The organism is Acinetobacter sp. Ac_5812 (assembly GCF_013072695.1).
GTDB lineage: Bacteria > Pseudomonadota > Gammaproteobacteria > Pseudomonadales > Moraxellaceae > Acinetobacter.
Genome location: NZ_LXUK01000015.1, coordinates 1 through 23,534, shown reverse-complemented (window position 1 = coordinate 23,534; position 23,534 = coordinate 1). Strand labels below are relative to the sequence as shown.

General features: G+C 41.7%; 20 protein-coding genes. 10 read left to right on the top strand and 10 right to left on the bottom strand.

Annotated features, from left to right (window positions below; all coding sequences use genetic code 11):
* Nucleotides 1-38: 38 nt before the first annotated feature.
* The 5 genes from mnmE to rpmH all read right to left on the bottom strand — a co-directional run bounded on the left by mnmE (nt 39) and on the right by rpmH (nt 4,162).
* A complete protein-coding gene (gene mnmE, locus A7P55_RS12045; RefSeq protein ID WP_171552280.1) occupies nt 39-1,394 on the bottom strand; it encodes a tRNA uridine-5-carboxymethylaminomethyl(34) synthesis GTPase MnmE in 1,356 nt (451 codons plus the stop codon).
* A 114-nt stretch (nt 1,395-1,508) separates the two neighbouring features.
* A complete protein-coding gene (gene yidC / locus A7P55_RS12040) occupies nt 1,509-3,269 on the bottom strand; it encodes a membrane protein insertase YidC (RefSeq protein WP_171552279.1) in 1,761 nt (586 codons plus the stop codon).
* 2 nt (nt 3,270-3,271) lie between these two features.
* Nucleotides 3,272-3,595: a membrane protein insertion efficiency factor YidD gene (gene yidD / locus A7P55_RS12035; protein WP_004803336.1), complete on the bottom strand. Its 324-nt coding sequence runs from the start codon at nt 3,593-3,595 to the stop codon at nt 3,272-3,274.
* Between the two features lie 9 nt (nt 3,596-3,604).
* Nucleotides 3,605-4,000, bottom strand: coding sequence for a ribonuclease P protein component (rnpA, locus tag A7P55_RS12030; protein WP_004656857.1), 396 nt, complete (start codon nt 3,998-4,000; stop codon nt 3,605-3,607).
* Nucleotides 4,001-4,027: 27 nt separating this feature from the next.
* On the bottom strand, nt 4,028-4,162 hold the full coding sequence (gene rpmH / locus A7P55_RS12025; protein ID WP_000831329.1) for a 50S ribosomal protein L34: 135 nt from the start codon (nt 4,160-4,162) through the stop codon (nt 4,028-4,030).
* A 668-nt stretch (nt 4,163-4,830) separates the two neighbouring features.
* Between rpmH and dnaA the strand changes: the two genes are divergently transcribed.
* The 4 genes from dnaA to gyrB all read left to right on the top strand — a co-directional run bounded on the left by dnaA (nt 4,831) and on the right by gyrB (nt 11,088).
* Nucleotides 4,831-6,228, top strand: a complete 1,398-nt coding sequence (dnaA, locus tag A7P55_RS12020) for a chromosomal replication initiator protein DnaA (RefSeq protein WP_004803339.1) — start codon at nt 4,831-4,833, stop codon at nt 6,226-6,228.
* A gap of 90 nt (nt 6,229-6,318) precedes the next feature.
* Nucleotides 6,319-7,467 carry a DNA polymerase III subunit beta gene (gene dnaN / locus A7P55_RS12015; RefSeq protein WP_005201768.1) on the top strand — a complete coding sequence of 383 codons (1,149 nt, stop codon included), beginning with the start codon at nt 6,319-6,321 and terminating at the stop codon, nt 7,465-7,467.
* 23 nt (nt 7,468-7,490) lie between these two features.
* The gene (gene recF / locus A7P55_RS12010; RefSeq protein WP_005201766.1) at nt 7,491-8,573 is read left to right on the top strand and encodes a DNA replication/repair protein RecF; all 1,083 of its coding nucleotides are present in this window, start codon (nt 7,491-7,493) and stop codon (nt 8,571-8,573) included.
* A gap of 46 nt (nt 8,574-8,619) precedes the next feature.
* On the top strand, nt 8,620-11,088 hold the full coding sequence (gene gyrB, locus A7P55_RS12005; protein WP_005201764.1) for a DNA topoisomerase (ATP-hydrolyzing) subunit B: 2,469 nt from the start codon (nt 8,620-8,622) through the stop codon (nt 11,086-11,088).
* Nucleotides 11,089-11,120: 32 nt separating this feature from the next.
* Here gyrB and A7P55_RS12000 read toward each other — a convergent pair whose 3' ends face one another.
* From A7P55_RS12000 to A7P55_RS11985, 4 genes are all read right to left on the bottom strand, one after another.
* The gene (locus A7P55_RS12000) at nt 11,121-11,297 is read right to left on the bottom strand and encodes a hypothetical protein (RefSeq protein ID WP_171552278.1); all 177 of its coding nucleotides are present in this window, start codon (nt 11,295-11,297) and stop codon (nt 11,121-11,123) included.
* Nucleotides 11,281-12,438 (bottom strand): PepSY-associated TM helix domain-containing protein, encoded by a 1,158-nt coding sequence (locus A7P55_RS11995; protein WP_171552277.1) that lies wholly within the window; start codon nt 12,436-12,438, stop codon nt 11,281-11,283. The genes A7P55_RS12000 and A7P55_RS11995 overlap by 17 nt, the downstream gene beginning before the upstream one ends.
* Before the next feature lie 244 nt (nt 12,439-12,682).
* Nucleotides 12,683-13,240 (bottom strand): VTT domain-containing protein, encoded by a 558-nt coding sequence (locus A7P55_RS11990; protein WP_171552276.1) that lies wholly within the window; start codon nt 13,238-13,240, stop codon nt 12,683-12,685.
* Nucleotides 13,241-13,582: 342 nt separating this feature from the next.
* The gene (locus tag A7P55_RS11985) at nt 13,583-15,511 is read right to left on the bottom strand and encodes an ATP-binding cassette domain-containing protein (protein WP_171552275.1); all 1,929 of its coding nucleotides are present in this window, start codon (nt 15,509-15,511) and stop codon (nt 13,583-13,585) included.
* Nucleotides 15,512-15,724: 213 nt separating this feature from the next.
* On the opposite strand from A7P55_RS11985, the gene A7P55_RS11980 reads away from it, so the two are divergent.
* From A7P55_RS11980 to erpA, 5 genes are all read left to right on the top strand, one after another.
* The gene (locus A7P55_RS11980; RefSeq protein WP_171552274.1) at nt 15,725-16,732 is read left to right on the top strand and encodes a putative solute-binding protein; all 1,008 of its coding nucleotides are present in this window, start codon (nt 15,725-15,727) and stop codon (nt 16,730-16,732) included.
* 187 nt (nt 16,733-16,919) lie between these two features.
* Nucleotides 16,920-17,921 (top strand): putative solute-binding protein, encoded by a 1,002-nt coding sequence (locus A7P55_RS11975; RefSeq protein WP_004803362.1) that lies wholly within the window; start codon nt 16,920-16,922, stop codon nt 17,919-17,921.
* A gap of 216 nt (nt 17,922-18,137) precedes the next feature.
* Nucleotides 18,138-19,145, top strand: coding sequence for a putative solute-binding protein (locus A7P55_RS11970; protein WP_171552273.1), 1,008 nt, complete (start codon nt 18,138-18,140; stop codon nt 19,143-19,145).
* Nucleotides 19,146-19,434: 289 nt separating this feature from the next.
* Nucleotides 19,435-20,439 (top strand): putative solute-binding protein, encoded by a 1,005-nt coding sequence (locus tag A7P55_RS11965; protein ID WP_171552272.1) that lies wholly within the window; start codon nt 19,435-19,437, stop codon nt 20,437-20,439.
* Nucleotides 20,440-20,560: 121 nt separating this feature from the next.
* A complete protein-coding gene (erpA, locus tag A7P55_RS11960) occupies nt 20,561-20,896 on the top strand; it encodes an iron-sulfur cluster insertion protein ErpA (protein WP_005186235.1) in 336 nt (111 codons plus the stop codon).
* Between the two features lie 51 nt (nt 20,897-20,947).
* On the opposite strand, the gene A7P55_RS11955 is transcribed toward erpA, so the two are convergent.
* Nucleotides 20,948-22,081, bottom strand: coding sequence for an anhydro-N-acetylmuramic acid kinase (locus A7P55_RS11955; protein ID WP_171552271.1), 1,134 nt, complete (start codon nt 22,079-22,081; stop codon nt 20,948-20,950).
* Between the two features lie 61 nt (nt 22,082-22,142).
* Here A7P55_RS11955 and tyrS point away from each other — a divergent pair, with 61 nt between their 5' ends.
* Nucleotides 22,143-23,375: a tyrosine--tRNA ligase gene (gene tyrS / locus A7P55_RS11950; protein WP_171552270.1), complete on the top strand. Its 1,233-nt coding sequence runs from the start codon at nt 22,143-22,145 to the stop codon at nt 23,373-23,375.
* Nucleotides 23,376-23,534 lie beyond the last annotated feature (159 nt).

Genomic DNA, 23,534 nt, shown 5'->3' with positions numbered 1-23,534 from the left:
GCAACACAATCCAAGCCATTAGTAATTGATTTAATTCATTATTTACCAATACAGAACGAACCAAAAATCTTACCAAGCAAATCATCGGCACTGAAATCACCGGTGATTTCACCCAATGCATTCTGCGCCAAGCGCAACGACTCGGCCACCAGCTCACCAGCGTTAAACACCACCAACTGCTCACGCGCCTCAGACAAGTAACGCTGAGTACGCTTCATTGCGTCTAAATGACGTGTTCGGGCGATAAAGGTGTCTTCCTCGGGTTGGAAGCCCGCATGCGCTGTAATCGCATCTATGAGCGCCTGAACCCCCATATCCTGTTTGGCTGAGACACTAATATGACGGAAGCCCTGATAATCGGTCATTTCCGCCTGTTGTCCAGTTAAATCGCATTTATTCCCAATCAACAATAAACGCTTTGGCTCCAGATGATCAGCAAAATATTCATGTGCCAGCTGTAAAGGTTCATCGCCTTGATTCAAGTCATACACCAACAGCAATAAATCAGCCTGTTCAATTTCCTTGATCGCACGACGAATCCCTTCCTGCTCGACGATATCGCCCGTTTCACGTAAGCCTGCAGTATCGGTTAAAGTCATCGGCAAGCCATTTAAACTAATCTTTTCATGCAGCACATCACGGGTAGTCCCTGCAATATCGGTCACAATGGCACGTTCATGGCCAGCGAGTGCGTTTAATAGGCTCGATTTACCCGCATTGGGCTTACCCGCAATCACCACCTGTAAACCTTCACGTAGCAATTGGCCTTGGCGTGCGGACTGCTGTACCGCTTGAACCGAGTCCTGTACACCATCCAGCAAGGCCAAAATCTTGCCATCGGCCAGGAAATCAATTTCTTCTTCGGGGAAATCAATCGCAGCTTCAACATGCAACCGTAAGTGAATCAGTTGCTCTAAAACCATATTAATTTTGGTTGAAAATGCACCTTGTAAAGAACGTACTGCTGAACGTGCTGCCGCCTGTGAAGTGGCATCAATCAAATCGGCAATCGCTTCGGCTTGTACCAAGTCCATTTTGCCATTTTCAAAGGCACGCATGGAAAATTCACCCGCCTTTGCAGCTGTCGCCCCCAAATCGAGTAAACGTGCTAACAGGGCATTTTGAATGACTGGACCACCATGACCTTGCAGTTCCACCACATCTTCCCCGGTAAAGGAATGTGGGTTTGGAAAACACAATACAATGCCTTCGTCCATTACTGAGCCATCGGCATCACAAAACTGACGGAAACCTGCCATGCGTGCCGCAGGGAGCTTTTTCTGGGTCAGTTGCTCTGCTATCGGATAGGCTTTTGGTCCAGAGAGTCGAATCACCCCCACACCACCACGACCTAATGGGGTAGCAATCGCAGCAATTGTGGTTTGATGTTGCATGTTAAATTCACCTAAAAAACGCAAGGGTTGTTGGGTTCAACCGCTAAATACAGACAAAGAAAAATCCGCCTAAGATTACCATCTTAAGCGGATTTATTCAGTAAAAGTTCGAACTTAAGCGCTCGGCTCAACCTTGTTGAGACGGTCTTTTTCGACACCTTTGTTAATAAACCATTGTTGCAAAATGGTAATACTGTTGTTGACGATCCAGTAAAGCACTAAGCCCGCAGGGAAGAACAACATGAATACCGTAAACATGATAGGCATGATACGGAACACTTTGGCCTGCATTGGATCAGTCGGTTGTGGGTTCAGCATTTGCTGAACGAACATAGTCACACCCATGATCAACGGCAAGATAAACCATGGATCCATCGCAGATAAATCTTGAATCCAGCCTAACCACGGTGCATGACGGAGTTCAACGGATTCCATCAATACCCAATACAAGGCTAAGAAAATCGGCATTTGTAACAGCAATGGCAAGCAACCAGACAATGGGTTGACTTGTTCACGCTTGTATAAGGCCATCATTTCTTGCGAGAAACGCATGCGGTCTTCACCAAATTCTTCTTTCATGCGTTGCATTTCTGGTGCAATCACACGCATTTTCGCCATCGAACGATAACTTTTTGAAGAAAGTGGCCATAAAATCAACTTCACCAAGATCGTCAATAAGATAATTGACCAGCCCCAGTTACCAATAATGTTATGGAAGAATTGCAAGCCCAAGAACAATAATTTCGCAATTGGCCATAACCAACCATAATCTACAGTTTGGTTTAAACCATCAGCCAAATCTTTCAGCTCAGACTGAACTTTCGGACCAGAATAAAGCTTAGCATCCACTTCCATTGAGGTACCTGCAGGTACATTGATCACTGGAGAGGTGAAGCCCATGATATTCATGCCGTCCGTAGACTGACGTGACTCTAATTTTGCATTATATGGCTGACCATCGGCCTGAGTCAGTTTTAAGTTCCCAGGAATCCATGCGCTCACAAAATAATGCTGAACCATGGCAACCCAGCCGCCTTTGGCTTCAACATTTAATTTTTCGTCATTAAAGTTGGTAAATTTTAACTTGTTATAATGCGCATCTGGTGTACCCCAAGCGCCACCAAGATAAGTACCCAAGGTGAAAATACCTTGTGAAGACTTACCAGGGTCATCCGAATTATCACGCTTTAATTGACCAAACATTTGACCTTGCCAGCTTTGCTGACTGCGGTTAATGACTTGATGTTTAACGGTAATTGGGTAATCGCCTTGCGTGAAGGTGAACGATTTGATCACTTCCACACCTTCAGGTGTTTTAAATACCAACGGCACAGTCAACACTTGCTGTGTTTTACCATCTTTCGACGCAACGCTTTTCGCATCTGCCAAAGTGTATGCTGTTTTTTCAACATCATACATTGGACGACCGCCACGGCTGCTATCTGGTCCATTTAAACCAATTAAACCAGATTGAGCGACGTAAGTACGTTTCGCATCGCTTTCCAGCATGACAAACGGTTTGTCGCTGTCTTTGCTTTCATCATGGCTTAACAATTCAATACGGACGATATCACCACCTTTTGGATTGATCCACAGATGATAAAGATCAGTTTGTACTGAAATCAGTTGCTGACTCACAGATGTATTATGTTCTGTGGCTTGTGATGCAGTCACATTTGCTTGTGGCAAGTCTGAAGCCGCTGTTGCATTTTGAGCATTTGGCAAATCTGCAGATACTTCATGTGCAGTCACAGCAGCCGCTTGTTGTTGCGGTGCTGGTGCAGCATGACCATAATCTTTTTGCCAAGCCAAAATAAGCAAATATGCGGTAACAAACATGGCTCCAAGAATTGCAAATCTGGCCCATTGTTGCATATCTATAATCCCAAATGGTTAGAGAGATTTTGCTTGAATAAACGATCACGAAAGGGTACAGCAACGTGATGCATTTGAGAATCTATTTGATGAAACGAAATAAAACGAAGTGCTTTACGAGGCACTGGATCATAGCCTGACCCACCCCAAGGATGACAACGGCAAATTCGCTTAGTCGATAACCATACACCTTTGACCGCGCCATGTGTCTGCAAGGCTTCGATTGCATATTGCGAACAAGTGGGAATATAGCGACAACGAGGACCCAATAATGGACTAATTGCGATTTGGTAACATCTTATCAACCAATGCAGTAAACGTACCATTGGAGATCTCTAATTTTGGAGGGATGTCACAACGACTTTGGAATGCTTCTTTGCTAAGCGTTGTAATTTTTGCCAAGCAAAATCTAATTGTTGATGTAATTCTTGATTTGCGATTGCTTCTATACCTACTTTAGGCATCACCACAATATCGATATCAGCATTAAATTGCGCTTGATGTAAACGAAAGCTCTCCCGAGCAAGACGTTTTATTCGATTTCGTTCATGTGCACGACGCACCTTTTTTTTAGCAACGACAATACCCAAACGGCTTTTCGGCTGTTCGGTTAATTTTGCTAAAAAAAGGAAATGGGGCTGATGCACTTTAAAAAGCGCACCATCAAATACACTTTTATAATCAGCGGCACAACGAATACGAGATTCAGTGCCGAAACTGTAAAGTGTCATCACCCAAGTCTGGTCAGCTTAACAGTATTAAACAGTTAAGCTATGACGACCTTTTGCACGACGACGAGCTAAAACTTGACGACCTGCTTTAGTAGCCATACGAGCGCGGAAACCATGAACGCGTTTACGCTTTAATTCAGATGGTTGGAAAGTACGTTTCATTTCGAAACTCCAAAATGATCTTTCTATAAAGGTCCGCGATTTTATTGCGCAATGTTTACGCTGTCAATGAAAAATCAAAAACTTTACATTTTCTTTGTTCTGTTTTGAAGCAATAAAACTGCTCGAAGTTATATGCTTTTATTGAAAACAAAAAATATACACAAGCTATCTATTTAAATAATATCAGTATTCGTCTATATTCACAGCTTACAAACAAGCTTATCAACAATCCATCTTCTGATTTAAATTTAATTCTTGGATTTTGAATTTAAATTTCGATATGCTCAGTTATCCACAATTCAAGTAAACCCTATAAGTAAATTCAAATTTTAAAATTTAAATTTATTCTTATTAGGGCGCATTTATTCTGTGGAAAGTGATGTTTTTTTATGAATAAACATAAAGTTATGCTGTGGATAAGCATGTTTTTATCAATTTTATAGTTTGTGGATAACTTTGAGCTTAAAACTATCCACAGCTTGTGCAAAAAGTTATGCACATGTGGTTTTGAATTTAAATTTATAAACGAATGCTGTCTTTTTCAGCAAAAGTCCCATAAATTGTCCTGACAGATGTGGATAACTTGGTTAGAATGGCGACCCCTTTGAAAGATGAGGGGTGACGGTTTTTATTTTTGAATTTAAAAAATGGATATATAGGGGATGCACATGCTCTGGACAGACTGCTTAACTCGCTTGCGACAAGAGCTATCTGATAACGTCTTTGCGATGTGGATTCGTCCTTTGGTTGCTGAAGAGGTTGATGGTGTGATGCGTTTATACGCACCGAACCCCTATTGGACGCGTTATATTCAAGATAACCATTTAGAACTGATTTCTATTCTTGCGGAACAATTGTCGGAAGGCCGAGTTCGTCAGGTTGAAATTCTGGTTGATTCACGTCCTGGGACAATTTTGTCTTCTAATGAGCAACCTGCAACCACAACAGCAGCGTTGAGTAGCGCACCTGTTGCTGTTCCAACAAAAGTAAAAAAAGAATCTGATTTGGTTCAACCCAGTCAAAATGTCACTAAAATACCGAAGAAAAGACAACTCAATCCATTATTTACCTTCTCTTTGTTTGTTGAAGGTCGTTCTAACCAAATGGCTGCTGAAACCTGCCGTAAAGTTTTAACCCAGTTAGGCGCTTCACAACACAACCCTTTATTTTTGTATGGCCCGACAGGTCTAGGTAAAACCCATTTAATGCAGGCCGTGGGCAATGCGTTGTTACAAGCCAAGCCAAATGCACGTGTGATGTATATGACTTCGGAAAGTTTTGTACAGGACTTTGTCAGTTCATTGCAAAAAGGTAAGGTTGAAGAATTTAAGAAAAACTGTCGTTCTTTAGATTTATTGTTGGTCGATGATATTCATTTACTAGCAGGAAAAGAAGCAAGCCTTGTTGAATTCTTCTATACATTCAATGCTTTATTGGATGAGTCTAAACAAATTATTTTAACCTCAGATCGTTATCCAAAAGAACTCACTGAACTTGATCCACGTTTAGTTTCTCGCTTTTCATGGGGTTTATCTGTTGGGGTTGAACCGCCAGATATCGAAACCCGTATCGAGATCTTGCTGAAAAAAGCTGAAAATAGTGGTGTTGATTTACCGCGGAACTGTGCTTTGTTTATTGCACAACAAGTGGTTGCAAACGTACGCGAGCTTGAAGGTGCGCTGAATAAAGTGGTCGCGATTTCACGTTTCAAGGGGACCGTCATTGACCTAGATGTCGTACGTGAGTCGTTAAAAGATGTTTTGGCGATTCGTGCACGGACCATTAGTGTGGAAAACATCCAGCGGGTGGTGAGTGAATACTTCCGAATTCCACTCAAAGAATTGATTGGTCCAAAACGTACCCGTATTTATGCACGCCCACGTCAATTGGCCATGGGTTTGGCACGTGAATTAACTGGGGATAGTTTTCCGGAAATTGGTATGGCTTTTGGTGGTCGTGACCACAGTACCGTGATGCATGCCTGTGAAAAAGTGGTCAGCTTGCGTGAAGAAGACCCTATTTTTAATGAAGACTATAAAAATTTACTACGCTTGTTACAAAGTTAATCTATTTTTCAGAGTTGCAAACACTTTTTAAGTGCAGCATAGTACACTGCTAACATTCATATCGGCTTCTGTTGTAAGAGGAATAAAATCGTGCGTTTGAAAATCGCTAAAGAAAGTTTAGTCAATGTTTTATCCCATGTGGTGGGGGCTGTTGAACGCCGTCATACCTTGAATATTCTTTCAAACGTTAAAATTCAAACCACACAACAGGCTTTAACCATTACAGGTTCTGACTTGGAAGTTGAATTGGTTGCCAGCACCACGTTAGCAGAAGGTGCTTGCTTGGAAGCGGGTGAAACCACGGTTCCTGCACGTAAACTGGTCGAAATTTGTAAATCTCTTCCGACAGCAGCCTTGATTGATCTGCAAATTACTGAAGATCAACGTTGTATTTTAAAATCGGGCAATAGCCGTTTCGTTTTGGGTACACTTCCTGCTGAAGATTATCCATTGTTAACTACTGAAAATAGCCAAGGGACACAAGTTCAGGTAACGCAACGCGAATTGAAGCGTTTATTTGAAAAAACCGCCTTTGCGATGGCTGTACAAGATGTCCGTTTTTACCTGACCGGTACTTTACTTGAAATTGATCAAAATCAATTACGTACAGTAACTACTGATGGACATCGTTTAGCTTTGTGTGAAGTTTTGGCTTCTTCAACAGCAGCAGCGCCGATGCAGGCCATTGTTCCGCGTAAGGCCGTAGGTGAATTACAACGTTTACTGAGCCTTGAAGATGAACAATTGACTCTGTTGATTGGTCGTGAGTTGTTGAATGTTACCATTAATACGCCAAGCCGTGATAAAGAGCAGGGTGATATTACCGTTCGTTTCACGACGAAGTTAATTGATGGAAAATTCCCAGATTATCGCCGTGTTATTCCAAAAAATGGTGATAAGCATGTGTTTATTGCACATGATGTGTTTAAACAGTCGTTGCAGCGTGTTGCTATTTTAAGTAATGAAAAACTGCGTGGTGTTTTCTTGAATTTTAATCAAGATTCATTACAGTTACGCGCCAATAACCCAGAACAGGATGAAGCAGTAGAAGATATTGCAATTCAATATCAAGATGCACCCTTAGAAATGTCATTTAATGCACAATATATTCTTGAAGTACTCGGTGTACTGGATGGTGATGATGTGAAAATGAGCATGAGCGAAGCCAATCAATCGGTGCTTGTCCAAGATCCAGCCCATCCTGATCAAACCTATGTTGTGATGCCAATGCGAGTTTAATGGCGAGATTTGAGTTTTAAAGCATGCAAATCACGCGTTTAAATATCGAACGTGTACGTAATTTAAAAACGGTTGCGCTCCATGAGTTGCAACCGTTTAATATTTTTTACGGCGCAAATGGTTCTGGCAAAACTTCAGTTCTCGAGTCCATTCATTTACTGGCAACAGGTCGTTCATTTCGTACCCATATTCCAAAACATTACATTCAATATGACGCTGGAGATGCGATTGTATTTGCGCAATCTGCCAGTGAACGCATTGGTATGCAAAAGTTGGCTTCGGGCGAACAGGTGATTAAGGTCAATGGCGATACCATTGCGACACAAGGTCAACTGGCAAAATTATTGCCTTTACAGCATATCGATCCACAGAGTACCGATATAATTGACCATGGTGCAAAGCCTCGGCGACAGTTATTAGATTGGTTAATGTTCCACGTGGAACCTGAGTTTTATTTTGCATGGCAGTATTATTCTCGGGCACTCAAACAACGCAATAGTTTGCTCAAGACACGGCGCAATCTGACTTTGGCTGATTTGGAGCCTTGGAATAAAATGCTCAGTGATTATGGTGAAATGCTGCATTCACAACGGGTCAGTATTGTTGAACAATGGAATCAATTTTTCCATGAGGATTTAAAGCAACTTCTACCTAATCTTGAGATTGAACTGGAGTACAATCCGGGTTTTCATACTGAGCAAGGTCTATTGCAGGACTTGGTTCAGCAGCATCAAAAAGACCTCGATCGACGTTATACCGAGTACGGTCCGCATCGCGCTGATTTACGTTTAAAAACGCCTTTTGGCAATGCCGATGATGTGCTCTCTCGCGGGCAAAAAAAGTTGTTAATCATGGCATTAAAACTGTCACAAATTGCAATGCTACATGCGAGTAATAAGGAAACTGTGGTATTATTAGATGATCTGACAGCAGAGTTAGATGAGACTGCACAACAACGTTTAATTGAGCGATTGAGTCAGTTAGGAAGTCAAGTTTTTATGACCACCTTAGACCATGCGTCGGTATTAAAACACTTACAGGATTTGTCGATTTCTTTTCAATTATTCCACGTTGTTCACGGTCAAGTCAGTCTTGCTGCACCATAATTTTATTTTTCATCTTTAAATAGACCAATATTACTAGGGAGTAACCATGAGTTCAGAGTCTCAATCAGTCTCTCAAACAGAACAAACAAATGAAAAGGCTTATGATTCCTCTAGTATTAAAGTATTACGTGGATTAGATGCGGTTCGTAAACGTCCTGGCATGTATATCGGTGACACCGATGATGGGACAGGTCTACACCATATGGTGTTTGAGGTGGTGGATAACGCCATCGATGAAGCTTTAGCAGGACACTGTGACGAGATTATCGTGACGATTCATGAAGATGAATCGGTTAGTGTCTCGGATAATGGTCGTGGAATTCCAACCGATATTCACCCAGAAGAAGGGGTGTCGGCGGCAGAGGTGATTCTGACTATCCTGCATGCAGGTGGTAAATTCGATGACAACAGTTATAAAGTGTCGGGTGGTTTACACGGTGTAGGTGTCTCAGTTGTAAATGCCCTATCTAAAAAATTGCATTTGACCATTCACCGTGCGGGTCAAATCCATGAACAAGAATACGCGCATGGCGATCCGCAATATTCATTAAAAGTTGTTGGTGAAACCGATACATCGGGTACAACAGTTCGTTTCTGGCCGAGTGAGCTCACCTTTAGTCAAACGATTTTTAATGTCGATATTTTGGCTCGCCGTTTAAGAGAACTCTCTTTTCTAAACGCAGGCGTGCGAATTGTATTGCGTGATGAGCGTGTAAACTTCGAACATGTTTATGATTATGAAGGTGGTTTATCTGAGTTTGTTAAATACATTAACGAAGGTAAAACCCATTTAAATGAGATTTTCCATTTCACCGCTGATACGGATAGTGGTATTGCCGTTGAAGTTGCATTGCAATGGAATGAAAGTTATCAAGAAAATGTTCGCTGCTTTACCAACAATATTCCACAAAAAGATGGTGGTACACACCTTGCAGGTTTCCGTGCTGCGTTAACCCGTGGTTTAAACCAGTATCTTGAAAGTGAAAATATTCTTAAGAAAGAAAAAGTTGCTGTTACAGGTGATGATGCGCGTGAAGGCTTAACTGCAATTATTTCAGTGAAAGTACCAGATCCAAAATTCTCATCACAAACCAAAGAAAAATTGGTTTCAAGTGAAGTGAAACCTGCAGTAGAGCAGGCAATGAACAAAGAGTTTTCAGCTTATTTGCTGGAAAATCCACAAGCCGCAAAATCGATTGCAGGCAAGATTATTGATGCAGCACGTGCACGCGACGCAGCACGTAAAGCCCGCGAAATGACACGTCGTAAGAGTGCATTAGATATTGCGGGCTTACCAGGTAAATTGGCAGACTGTCAGGAAAAAGACCCTGCATTGTCTGAACTTTATTTGGTCGAGGGTGACTCTGCGGGCGGTAGTGCCAAACAAGGTCGTAACCGTAAAATGCAGGCAATTTTACCGTTGAAAGGTAAAATTCTAAACGTGGAACGTGCACGCTTTGACAAGATGATTTCAAGTCAAGAAGTCGGTACTTTAATTACCGCTTTGGGCTGTGGTATTGGTCGGGAAGAATATAATCCAGACAAATTACGTTATCACAAAATCATCATCATGACCGATGCGGACGTGGATGGTTCACATATTCGTACTTTGTTATTGACCTTCTTCTTCCGTCAAATGCCAGAATTGGTTGAGCGTGGCTATATCTATATTGCACAGCCGCCATTGTATAAGTTGAAGAAAGGTAAGCATGAGCAGTACATGAAAGACAATGATGCACTGGAAACCTTCTTGATTTCCAATGCGATTGATGAACTTGCATTGCATGTCAGCGCTGAGGCACCTGCGATTAATGGGGCTGCATTAGCCAGTGTTATTGCCGACTATCAAGTGTCACAAAAAAGCTTACAACGCCTGACTCAGCGTTATCCTGCAAGTTTGTTGGATGGTTTACTTGAGCTTGATGCATTTAAAACAGATCACAACCATGAACGCGACTATGTTGAAACATGGGCAGAGCAATTACGTGTTGCAATTGAAAAATTACAACCAAGCTTACGTCCCGAGATTACATTAGAAGCGTTTGAGCGAGAAAATGCGCAGGGCGAGAAATCAGCACATTATTGGCCACGCGTCACTGTATATGTGCATAACTTACCGCATTCGTATCTATTAGATGCTGGTCTGTTAAATTCTGCTGAGTATGCACGTTTACTGAAGAACTCGAAGAGCTGGTTCAAGTTGCTGGAAGAAGGGGCTTATCTGCAAAAAGGTGATCGCCGTATTCAGGTCACGAGCTTCCATCAAGTATGGCAGCACATTTTACAAGACTCACGTCGCGGTATGATGATCCAACGCTATAAAGGTTTGGGTGAGATGAACGCAGAGCAACTTTGGGAAACCACGATGGATCCTGAAAACCGTAATATGTTGCAAGTGACCATTGATGATGCGATTGAAGCTGATCGTATGTTCTCATGCTTGATGGGTGATGACGTAGAACCGCGTCGTGCCTTCATTGAAGAAAATGCGTTAAATGCAGATATTGATGCTTAATGAGTTTAGGCATCAATATCAAACAAAAGAGCTTATCTTTTACCGCGCTGTAAAAGATAAGCCCTCCATCCTGCAACCAATAGAGGGAGTAGGGTAATGATCAAAAAAATAACATCTGCAATACCATCCATCAGCAGCATGCCAACAATTCCTAAAATACTGCATAAAGCCAGTAGCCATAAGACACTTAACTTATTCCACAGTTGCATTGTTGACTCCTTTTAAGCCTTTTTGTTGGCGTTTTGCCCACCATAACCATGCGCCATTTAAAGTGATAAATAAGGTGAGTAAGGTACATAGACTCCATAAGATCTTGAGGGGCATGCCGCCGTAATTGCCAAAATGCAGTGGTTGTGACAGTAAGATGGCTTTCAGATAGGTCGGTAATTCTTCAATAGTATCGACTTGTCCTGTTTCTGCATTGACCAAGGCGACTTTTAGCATCTTCTCTTTTAAGCCCTCATTGCCTTGTAGTAACACCATATAGTGACCTTGGGTGGCGTATTCTGTTTTAGGGTAGAACACACTGGTGGGGTGCCAATCTGTTTGACCTTGCTGGGCAGCGGCATAGATCTGATCAATGCTTAAATTTGGATGAATCACACTGGCATGCTGATATTTGTCTTGGAGAGCTTTCAGTTCAGTCATTTGCCAAACTCCAATCGCAACCGTACCAAAACCCAGTAGAAATCCAGTTAAGGTCACGACCAAGGCCCAACCGAGGATTGCAGAGCCAATTAAATTATGTAGGTCGAGCTGTAATAGTCGCTGACCCTTTCTAAAACGAATAATGCCCAAAAAGAATTTTTTCACATAAGGGGCATAGACTACCAAGCCAGAAACCAAAGATAAGAACACTAACAAAGCAATCAGTGCCCCAATCAATTGTCCAATAAAACCTAGAAACCAGTTGGCATGCAGTTCCAGTAAGAAGCCAGTCAAAGTATCTCGTTCATTTGGTCGATCAATCAGCGTTGCAGAACCAATATCTGCAAACAACCAACGCGCTTGTTCAAAGCTTTGTTCAGGTTTCGCCATCCCGATGAGGAGTACACCAGGATGATGCTCAGGGTCATAGCCTGTGCTGATAATCTGCTCAGTAGGGTAGGTTCTCTGTGCAGTCGTGATTGAGTCGGCTAGCGGTCGTTGTTGTTGTAAAGAAGAATGTAGAGCCATGGGCTCGACACCAAGTGCGTGATCAATCTCTTCATGGAAAATCAGAATGACCCCTGTGATGGATAAAATCGCAAAGGGCACTACAATCACCAAACTGACCCAGCGATGAATCCATAAGTTAATGCGAAACCAGCGCGAGTTGGTTTTTTTAATGGCAGTTGCTGTTTGCTTCATAACTGATTTTCCAATGAGGATGAGTGCATTGGGCTTCCTTAAGATTTGTGGTTTTATGAAGTGATTTTATTTTTATTGATAATTATTTTCATTATTATTTACTATTGTTTTTTACGTTCCACGTGAAACCTTACACTGAATAAAATGATTAAAAAAAGGTAGTCGATGAAATCGCCTACCTATCAATGATCTATTTAAGCTTGAAATGAATGAATAATCAGATTGCTGTCAGCAAAAGTGTTTATTAACTTTCGACAAAGTCACTCACTTGAATCAAAGCATGGCCGAACAGGTATCCAGCAGTGACCAAGACGCTGATCCACAGTAATGCACCCAAGATGTTATAAATAACGAAATGGCTATAGTTCATGTTGCTTGAACCTGCTGCTAAGGGCGCAAATGAACGGGCAAAAGGAATAAAACGAGCCAGCAAAATGGTTTTTCCGCCGTGTTTTAGAAAGAACACATTGGTTTTTTGTAGATATTCTTGCTTAATAAAGCGTGATTTCATATTGAAAATACGGTCGCCAAAATGACGACCAATATGGTAGTTCACCATATAGCCCAGTGCTGCTGCAAAGAACAGTAAGCTGATCATATAACCAAGATGCATGATTTCAACCACAGAGCATAATGCACCCACAGTGAGTAACAGACTGTCTCCGGGTAAGAAGAACATAAAAACAAAAGCAGTTTCTGAAAAAATAATCAGAAAAAGGATGAAATAAATCCATAAGCCATATTCTTGTACCAAGATTGGTAGAATATGTTCAAAATTAAAAATAAAATCTAAAGAATTCATTCAGTTTGTATGATCCAAAATAGAGTACTCACCAAATTAAAGTACAAAAAATGTGAAATGAATTTAACCCTCAGGATTCATTCGTCACTTATAAATTTACAACAGTGGGGGCTGAGTATATCGAGCCTGAGCTTAAAGCTCAATTTTCTCAGAAAATTCCAATTTTTACCTTATCTTAAATTCTCGACAAATTCATGACATTTTTAATGATATTCATAGTGTTTTTAAGTATCCAAAGCATCTTTTAAGGCCATAAATGGGATGCTTCTGTTTAAACAAATGACCTTAAACGTTGGGATTCATACACACTCAAACAGAGATGTGTATGAATCAGCTGGCAGCTTAATCTGCAAAAGAGCTTTCCAACTCTTCCAGTTCCATCATCAGCTCTAATAGCTGTTCTTCATGCTGTTCCAACTTGGCTTTCAGCTCATTTTGTTCATTCATCAGCTTGATCAAATCATTTTTACGGTCGGCCTCATATAGGGCACTATCCGCTAAAGCATGTTCAATCTCAGCTAAGCGTGGTTGAACCTTTTCAATTTGAGCTTCGACTTTTTCGATGTTTTTACGAATTGGCCGCGTCATTTCACGGCGACGAGCTGCTTCTTTACGTTGTGCTTCCTTATCTACTTTTGCGACAGGGGCTTGGGTCGTTGTAGTTTGCTGTTGTGAGGCATTTTGTGCATTGATCTGTTGCTGGCGTGCTTCACGTAACCACTTGGCGTAGTCTTGTAGATCACCTGAAAATTCTGTGCATTGACCTGCATGCACTAATAACAAGTCATCACAGACACTGGCAATCAACTGACGTTCATGCGACACCAGCACTACCGCACCATCAAAGTCCTGTAGCGCCATGGTTAGTGCCAGACGCATATCCAAGTCTAAATGGTTGGTTGGTTCGTCCAGAATCAAGACATTGGGACGTTGCCATACGATCAGTGCCAGCGCCAGACGTGCACGTTCACCACCAGAGAAGCTCTCACATGGGGTGTCCATACGCTCGCCACTAAAGCCAAAACTACCTAAAAAGGCACGTAAAGCAGCTTCACTGATGTGCTTGTCGGCAATACGTGCCAATTGCAGCATTGGGCTAGCATGGGCATCCAAAGCATCCATTTGATGCTGAGCAAAATACCCAATGTTGAGCAGTTCAGAGGCTTTGCGCTCCCCTGAGAGCAATGGTAAATCACCGACAAGGGTCTTGATCAAGGTTGATTTGCCGGCACCATTCATCCCGAGTAAACCAATGCGTGAACTTGGGGTGATTTGCAGACGAATTTTTTCAGCAATGATTTTATCGCCGTAGCCAATTGTAGCGGCATCCAAACTCAGTAGAGGTGAACTCATTTTGGTCGGTTCACGGAAGCTAAAGGTAAATGGCGTATCAATATGCGCAGGCGCCAATTGTTGCATACGCTCAAGCTGTTTAATTCGACTTTGTGCCTGACGTGCTTTGGTGGCCTTGGCTTTAAAGCGGTCAATAAACTTTTGTAGATGTGCACGCGTTTCTTGCTGCTTTTCAAAAGCTTGTTGTTGTTGTGCTAAACGTTCACTACGGGTGGTTTCAAAGGTGGAATAATTACCGGTATATAAGGTCAGTTCTTGATTTTCGATATGTAGAATATGATCGGTAATCGCATCGAGGAAATCACGGTCATGTGAAATCAAGACCAATGTGCCTTCATAAGCTTTGAGCCAGTCTTCTAACCACAAGATTGCATCCAAGTCCAAATGGTTAGTCGGTTCATCCAATAACAGCAGGTCTGAACGGCTCATGAGGGTACGCGCCAAGTTCAAACGCATGCGCCACCCGCCCGAGAAGCTGGCGACATTTAATTTTAATTGATGATCGAGAAAGCCCAGACCTGCCATCAATTGTGCTGCTTTGGCAGGCGCTGCATAACCATGGATCTCATCGAAACGACCGTGCAGTCGGGCCAAGTCATCATTACTGAGTTGATCTGGATGCGCTAATTTTTCTTGAATGTCCCAGTATTCTTCATCGCCTGAGAGCACAAAATCAATCGCTGGCATTTCTAAGGCTTTAATTTCTTGCGCCATGTGCGCCACAGTCCACACCGCAGGACGGCTCAAATTGCCTTCATCTGCGACCAAATCTCCTAAAAATGCAGCAAATAAGGTCGATTTACCTGCACCATTCACCCCAGTAAGACCAATTTTCCAGCCTGGATGAAGCTGCATTGATGCTTTTTGGAACAGAACTCGCCCACCACGGCGTAATGAAACTTGGTCAAATTGGATCATGAGCATGCAAAATAGCGAATAGATAGCTGCATTTTAAGGTGATCGCCCATGAATGCAAATTTTTATATTTAAGATCAAGTTGTTCGGATTGAGATGATCAATCAATGATAAAATAGAGTAAAAGCTCTATTTTTGTGACACGAATCAGATTATTATTTAAATTATATGAAAAAATATGCAACAAGACTAAAAGTAGCAGCATAGGATTTAAGGATGAACAAGGGAATTCTTGCATTGGGGGCAATGCTGGTGTTGGGGACTTATACAGAAGCACATGCAGCGAACAAAATTTGTGTTTTTGATTTGTTGGGGAAATCTGGAGAAGCCTATAAGGCCATGGAAGAGTGGGCCTTGGCTGCTAAAGCATGGCGTGGTGATACCTTTCTGATCAGCTATCAGAATGAAGCGTTGGCAGAAAATGACTTTGAACAAGGCAAATGCGATGGCGTCTATATGACCTCGATGCGTGCGCGCCGTTATAACAAATTTGCAGGTTCGATTGATGCCATTGGAGCGGTGCCCAGCTATGCGATTGCACAGAAAGCGATTAGTTTTGCTTTGGACAAGCGTAATCAACGCCGTTTGATCAGCACCGTTGATAATGAAAATTATGAAGTTGCAGGAATTTCACAAATTGGCTTGGCCTATATCTTTGTCAAAGACAAGAAGATGAATACCATTGAGCAAATCAAAGGCAAAAAATTTGCAGTGCTGGGTTATGACGAAGCACAAAAAATCGTGGTCAAAAGCTTAGGTGGACAAGCGGTACTTGCGGATATCTCTGATATCGCCAAAAAGTTTAATACGGGTCAGGCCGATATTATGGCGGCACCTGCTTATGCCTATAAGCCTTTAGAATTGTCAAAGGGATTGGGAAATGAGGGTGCGATTATTACGTTCCCAGCGGTGAATATGACTATGGACTTGATTATCCGTCCTGAAAAATTCTCCAGTAATTTTGGTCAAAACTCTCGGGCATGGTTTCTGAGTCGTCTGAATACCAATTTCACATTGATCCAGCGTCTTGAATCAGAACTGCCAGCCAAATACAAAATCAACCTCAGTAACGAGGATAAAACCCGTTATCAGCAAATCTTGCGTGAGGCACGTATGGGATTGACCAAGCGCGGTATTTACGATGCCAGTATGATGAGTGTACTGAAACGCGCGCGTTGTACGGTAGACCGAACCAATTTTGAATGTAGCTTGGGCGGTGAGTAAATCGGGATTACAGGGCAGGTTTTATCGCCTACCCATCTTCAGATCTGATTCTGTGATACAGATGGGTAAAACAGATGAAAACCCGACATATGTATATAAAAGCGCTATTCTTTTGGTCAAAATCTGACTATATTGAATAAGCGCTGATGGAAAATTGTGCAAAATAGCAAAGTAAGGGAAAAACAAGATGAAAAAAGGACTTTGGGCATTGAGTGCTACAGCTCTATTTGTCATGAGCACTCCTGTACAGGCAAAACAACAAATTTGTGTTTTTGATTTATTGGGTAAGGCTGGGGAGTCTTATAAACTGATTGAAGAATGGAAGCTTGCCTCTAAAACATGGCAGGGCGATGTAGAATTAATTCCTTATCAAGACGAAGAAAAAGCGGAAAAAGATTTTGATGCAGGCAAGTGTGATGGGGTCTATATGACTTCGATGCGTGCACGTAAATATAATAAGTTTGCAGGTTCAGTCGATGCTGTCGGCGCAGTCACCAGTAATGCTATTGCGCAAAAGGCGATTACGTATGTACTGGATAAACGCAATCAGCATCGCTTAACCGCAACGATGAACGGGGAGAAATTTGAAGTTGCGGGTATTATTCAAGTTGGGTTGGCTTATATCTTTGTTCGCGACAAAAAGATCGATACCATTGAAAAAGCCAAAGGCAAAAAATTCGCTTATTTACATTACGATCAAGCACAAAAGGCCATTGTTGAAAGTATCGATCTGGTTGCTGTGCCATCGGATATTTCTGATTTTGTGAAAAAATTTAATAGTGGTCAGGTGGATGTGATTGCGGCACCCGCATATGCCTATAAGCCTTTAGAAATCAGTAAAGGCTTGGTCAATGGTGCATTGTTTAACTTTCCTGTGGTGAATATTACGGGGGATTTAATTATTCGTCCTGCGCAATTCCCAAGTGGTTTTGGTCCACAATCTCGACAATGGTTCGTGAATAAACTGCCAAGTAACTTTGCCATGGTGCAACGTTTGGAAGCGGGAATGAATGCCAAAAAGATTACTTTGACCAATGAAGATAAAACCCGTTATCAAAAAATGTTGCGGGATGGGCGCATGAATTTAACCAAGCAAGGTGTGTACGATGCGAGTATGATGAATGTGCTCAAGCGTGCCCGTTGTACGGTTGAACGGACTAACTTTGAGTGTACTTTGAGTGGTGAATAAAAAAGGAGAATAACTGAATAGATCTAAATCTATACATAAAATTAGGTATATATAACAAAATTGCCTATGAAAATAATAGAAATAGATAAAAGAGGGTAAAAAGTAAACAATCCAGTCATAAAAATAGAGTATAAGCTCTATTTTTTTTCAAAAAACATGATTAATATTTGCTTCGAACAAGGAGACAAACATAAAGTTTGTGAAAGGATGAAAAATATGAAAAAAATTGCACTTGCTCTTGCAGCAACTTCGATCTTTGGTGTATCTGCTTCTACTCAAGCAGCAATAGATGTGTGTGTATTCGACTTATTAGGAAAGTCAGGTGAATCATACAAAATGATGCAAGACTGGGCACTCGCAGCGAAAGGCTGGGGCGCTGATGTCAACTTACTTGCAATCACGGATGAACAGGTTGCAGACAATAACTTTAAAGCGGGTAAATGTGCTGCTGTTGCGATGACAGCAATGCGTGCTCGTCCTTATAACAAATTTGCGGGTTCAGTCGATTCATTGGGCGGTGCGCCAAGCAATGAAGTTGCACAACGTGCGATTACTTATGTATTGGATGCACGTAATGCAGCCAAAATGACCACAAATTTGGGTGGTAACAAATATGAAGTTGCAGGTATCGCTCCAATGGGCGCTGCTTACATTTTCGTACGTGACAAGAGCATTAACTCAATTGAAAAAGCAGCGGGTAAAAAATTCGCGGTATTGGGTTATGACGATGCGCAAAAAATCATGGTTCAACGTGTAGGCGCGCAAGCGGTACTTTCTGATATTTCTAACTTTGCTGCTAAATTTAATAACGGCCAAGTAGATATGGTCGGTGCACCTGCGTATGCTTACAAACCATTAGAATTAAGCAAAGGCTTAGGTTCAAATGGTGCGATGTTTAACTTCCCTGTATTACAAGTGACTGCGGATCTTGTGATTCGTCCAGAGAAATTCCCTGCTGGTTTTGGTCAAAAATCTCGTGATTACTTTGTGAAACAACTTCCAAAAGCATTCTCTATGATCAAACGTTATGAAGCTGAAATTCCAGCGAAGTACAAAATGAACTTGAGTGCTGAAGACAACTTGAAATATCAAAAATTATTACGTGATGGTCGTATGGACCTAACTAAACGTGGTATTTACGATGCAAGCATGATGTCTGTATTGAAGAAAGCCCGTTGTTCAGTAGACAAAGCAAACTTTGAATGTGCATTACCGGGTGAATAATCCAGAATTGCCATAATCAATACTTAAAGCCTAGATTTATCTAGGCTTTTTGTTTTTCAATGCTTGTCATTTGAGTCATTGTCTTTATTTTCAAAGATCGTAATCATAGCAACATACAGGAAACCAAATGAAATCCTAAAGATTTAAAATGTGGTTTAATCAGGATGATTGGACCAAATGGAATTAAAAATACAGATTCATTTGAAAACCCAGAGCAGGATGTCAGCTAATTCTTTAATGTTTGGGTGTGATGCAACAACAATCAGCATAGATGCAAAGGAAAAATAAAATGCAATGGTTTAAAACTTTATTACTTGCGACTGGGGTCGCCGCGGTATCTGCGGCTGCTCAGGCAAAACAAACAATTTGTGTATTTGATATCGTGGGTAAAAGTGGCGATGTCTATGCATTAATGAAGGATTATCAGCTTGCCGCAAAAACTTGGGGCGCTGATATTGAGCTTAAAGTTGGAACGAATGAAGCGGTAATTGCAGAAGACTTTAAAGCAGGAAAATGTGATGGCGTGAGTATCACAGGCATGCGTGGTCGTCAGTTTAACCAATTTACGGGTTCATTGGATGCAATCGGGGCGATTACCGACCTTAAATTGGCCGTTAAAGTGATGCAGGGTTTAGCCAGCCCGACCTTTGCTAAAGCGATGGTGAATGGAAAATATGAGGTGGTTGGTGTTATTCCTGTGGGTGATGCCTATTTATTGGTGAATGACCGTAATATCAATACAGTTGCCAAGGCAGCAGGTAAGAAAATCGCCGTTTTAGATTATGACGAAGCCCAAAAAATTATGGCCTCGCAAGTCGGTGCACAAGCGGTCAGTTCAGATATCACCAACTTTGGTGCTAAGTTTAACAATGGTCAGGTGGATATAATTGGGGCACCAGCGGCAGCGTTCAAACCTTTGGAACTGTATAAGGGCTTGGGAACCAAAGGGGCGATTGTGAATTACCCAATTTTACAAGTAACTGGTAATTTAATCATTCATCCAGATAAATTCCCTGCTGGTTTTGGTCAAAAATCTCGAGAGTGGGTGAAGGCACAATTGCCACGTGCATTTACCATTCTTGGAAAAATGAAAGCAGACATTCCACAAAAATATTGGATGGAAGTTCCAGCTTCTGATAAACCCGGCTATCAAAAATTAATGCGTGAAGCGCGTATTAATCTGACCGCTAAAGGAATCTATGACAAGCGTATGATGAAATTGCTATGGCAATTCCGTTGTCGTGAAGATGCCAAGAATTTTGAATGTGGCCTACAAGACGAGAACTACAAATAATCGTATAAAAAGTCTTTAACAGCACTTTAAACTTCAAATACAGACCCGATATTGAGTATGCTATACTGAATATCGGGTCTTTTATTTATTAAAGACGAAGTGAAGTCGAGGAAAGTCCATCATGAACGCCCAAGCTCTAGAATTGTCAGATAATGCTGCCAAAAAAGTTCGCCAACTACGCGAAAGTGAAGGCAATAACGACCTTATGTTGCGTGTTTATGTAACGGGTGGTGGTTGTTCAGGCTTCTCTTATGGCTTTAATTTCGCTGAAAGCGTCAATGAAGATGATGCTGAGTTCATGAATGGTGATGTAAAAATGTTGGTGGATTCTTTAAGCTACCAGTATTTGATCGGCTCAGTTGTTGATTATCTTGAAGGACTTGAAGGTTCACGCTTTGTGATTCAGAACCCGAATGCGACCACAACGTGTGGCTGTGGTTCATCATTCTCGATCTAACCGAATCTAGATATATAAAAAAAGCTTCTCCGATTGAGAAGCTTTTTTGTTTTATACCGTGGTGATTGTTCCGAGGATACGATCACCTGCTGCACCCGTCACCGCAGGTAAATTGCCACTCAGTTGTTGTACAAAGCGCATAGCCAACCATGCAAAAGCAGTTGCCTCAACCCAGGTTGGCGCTAGACCAAGCACATCCGTGGTTTGCACTGACCAATTATGTTTACGTAAGCGCCAACGTAGTTGCTCAAGTAAATGTGAGTTATAGGCACCACCACCACAGACATAGATTTCACCTGTCGGCATCCATTCCTTGCTACGATAAATTGCTTTTTTAATCGCACGTGTGGTGAGTTTCATTAAGGTCGCTTGAACATTCTCTGGTGTATCTTCCAGTTCATCATATTCCAGATCATTGCGCCAATCGCTGAGCTGCTCATCCAACCATTCTAGGTTAAAGTCTTCGCGACCTGTGCTCTTTGGTGGTTCTTTGGCAAAAAATTCATGATTCTGTAGACGATCCAATAAAGAACGAATTGGATTGCCATAGGCGGCCCAGTCGCCGTTTTCATCATAAGGATGTCCAGTGTGGCGATGACACCAAGCATCCATCAAAATGTTGGCAGGGCCTGTATCAAAGCCATATACGCCGTTTAAATCATTTGCAGGCAACATACTGACATTGGCAATACCACCTAAATTTAAAATGACACGGTGGATACTGTCATGTAGGAATAAGGCTTGATGGAAGGCGGGTACCAAAGGTGCACCTTGGCCACCTGCTGCCATATCACGACGACGGAAATCAGACACCACAGGCAGTTGCGTGATTTCGGTAATGATATTGGGGTCACCAATTTGTAAGGTAAAACCATGCTCAGGACGATGGCGAATGGTTTGCCCATGTGAACCGATGGCTTTAATTTGAGTGCGATCTAAATTATTCTTTTCAATCAGTTCATTAATACCATGCCCAATCATTTGTGCTAAAGCAACATCAGCTTTACCCATACGATCAATTTCGTTGTCATCTGGAAGGGTCAACGCCATTAACTCATCACGTAGCTCAGGCTCAAAAGGCACGGTTAGCGTGGCATGCAGTGTTAATGGATCGAATGAAGTTGCAACAATATCAACACCATCCATGCTCGTGCCTGTCATTACACCAATATAGATTGCGCTCATATACAACTTATCCTGCAAGATGCTGAAAAAATGTTAGTATATCGCACAAATTGAATAACTGATGTGTTTAGGTTTTGTGATGTCAAATTTCTTGCCAGCCGAAGAACAGCTTGCTCTCATTCAACGAGGCACGCACGAGATTATCTCTGAAGAAGATTTATTGAAAAAACTCAAAGAGAATCGTCCACTCCGTGTAAAAGCAGGCTTTGACCCAACGGCTCCTGATTTACACTTAGGACATACGGTTCTAATTAATAAATTAAAAACTTTTCAAGATTTGGGACATGAAGTCACCTTCTTGATTGGTGACTATACGGCCATGATTGGTGACCCAACGGGTAAAAGTGCAACGCGTCCGCCTTTGTCACAAGAGCAAGTAATTGCCAATGCAAAGACCTATCAAGAACAAGTCTTCAAAATTTTAGATCCGAATAAAACCAAAGTCCGTTTTAACTCGGAATGGTTTAATCAAAAATCTGCGGCTGATCTGATTCAATTGGCAAGCCAGCAAACCGTATCACGCATGTTAGAACGTGATGACTTTACTAAGCGCTATAACAACCATCAACCGATTGCAATTCATGAGTTCTTGTATCCATTGGTACAAGGCTATGATTCGATTGCACTTGAGGCAGATGTCGAGTTAGGTGGTACAGACCAGACCTTTAACTTGTTAATGGGGCGTACCCTACAAGGTCGTTACGGTCAAGAATCACAAGTGTGTATTACTGTGCCGATTCTTGAAGGTTTGGATGGCGTTAATAAGATGTCTAAATCTTTAGGCAACTATATTGGTGTATTTGATACCCCAGGTGCGATGTACCAAAAAATCCTGTCGATGCCAGATAGCTTAATTGAACGTTACTTTGATCTACTGAGCTTTAAGTCATTAGATGAAATCAAAGTCTTGTTGGATGAAATGGCAGCAGGTCGTAACCCGCAAGAAATCAAACGTATCTTGGCACTCGAGCTGGTTGAACGTTTCCATGATGCAGAAGCGGCTGAAAATGCACATAAGAGTGCAGGTAACCGTGTAACTGAAGGCGAAGTACCAGAAGATACCCCAGAAGTGACCATTTCTCGTGGTGAGTTTGGTGGTGAGCTATTTATTGCAACCATTCTGCGTGTTGCAGGCTTAAACCCGAATGCAGCTGCGGCAAAAGACGCCGTGAGTCGTGGTGCAGTTAAAGTTGACTGGAATGTAGTCGATATGAGCTACTCTGTAAAAGAGAATGTCACTTTAATCATTCAATCGGGTAAAAAAGCCATTGCACGTGTGACTTTCACTGACTAAATCGAAAAGAAAATAATAAAAAGCAGGCCATGAGCCTGCTTTTTATACGTAAATAGCTGATAAAAACAACGAAAACACTGATTTTGTAGAAAAAAGAAACATGCAAAAGAAAATAATAAAAAAGGGGGTTGTGTCTGGTCTGAAATACTGTAGAATGCA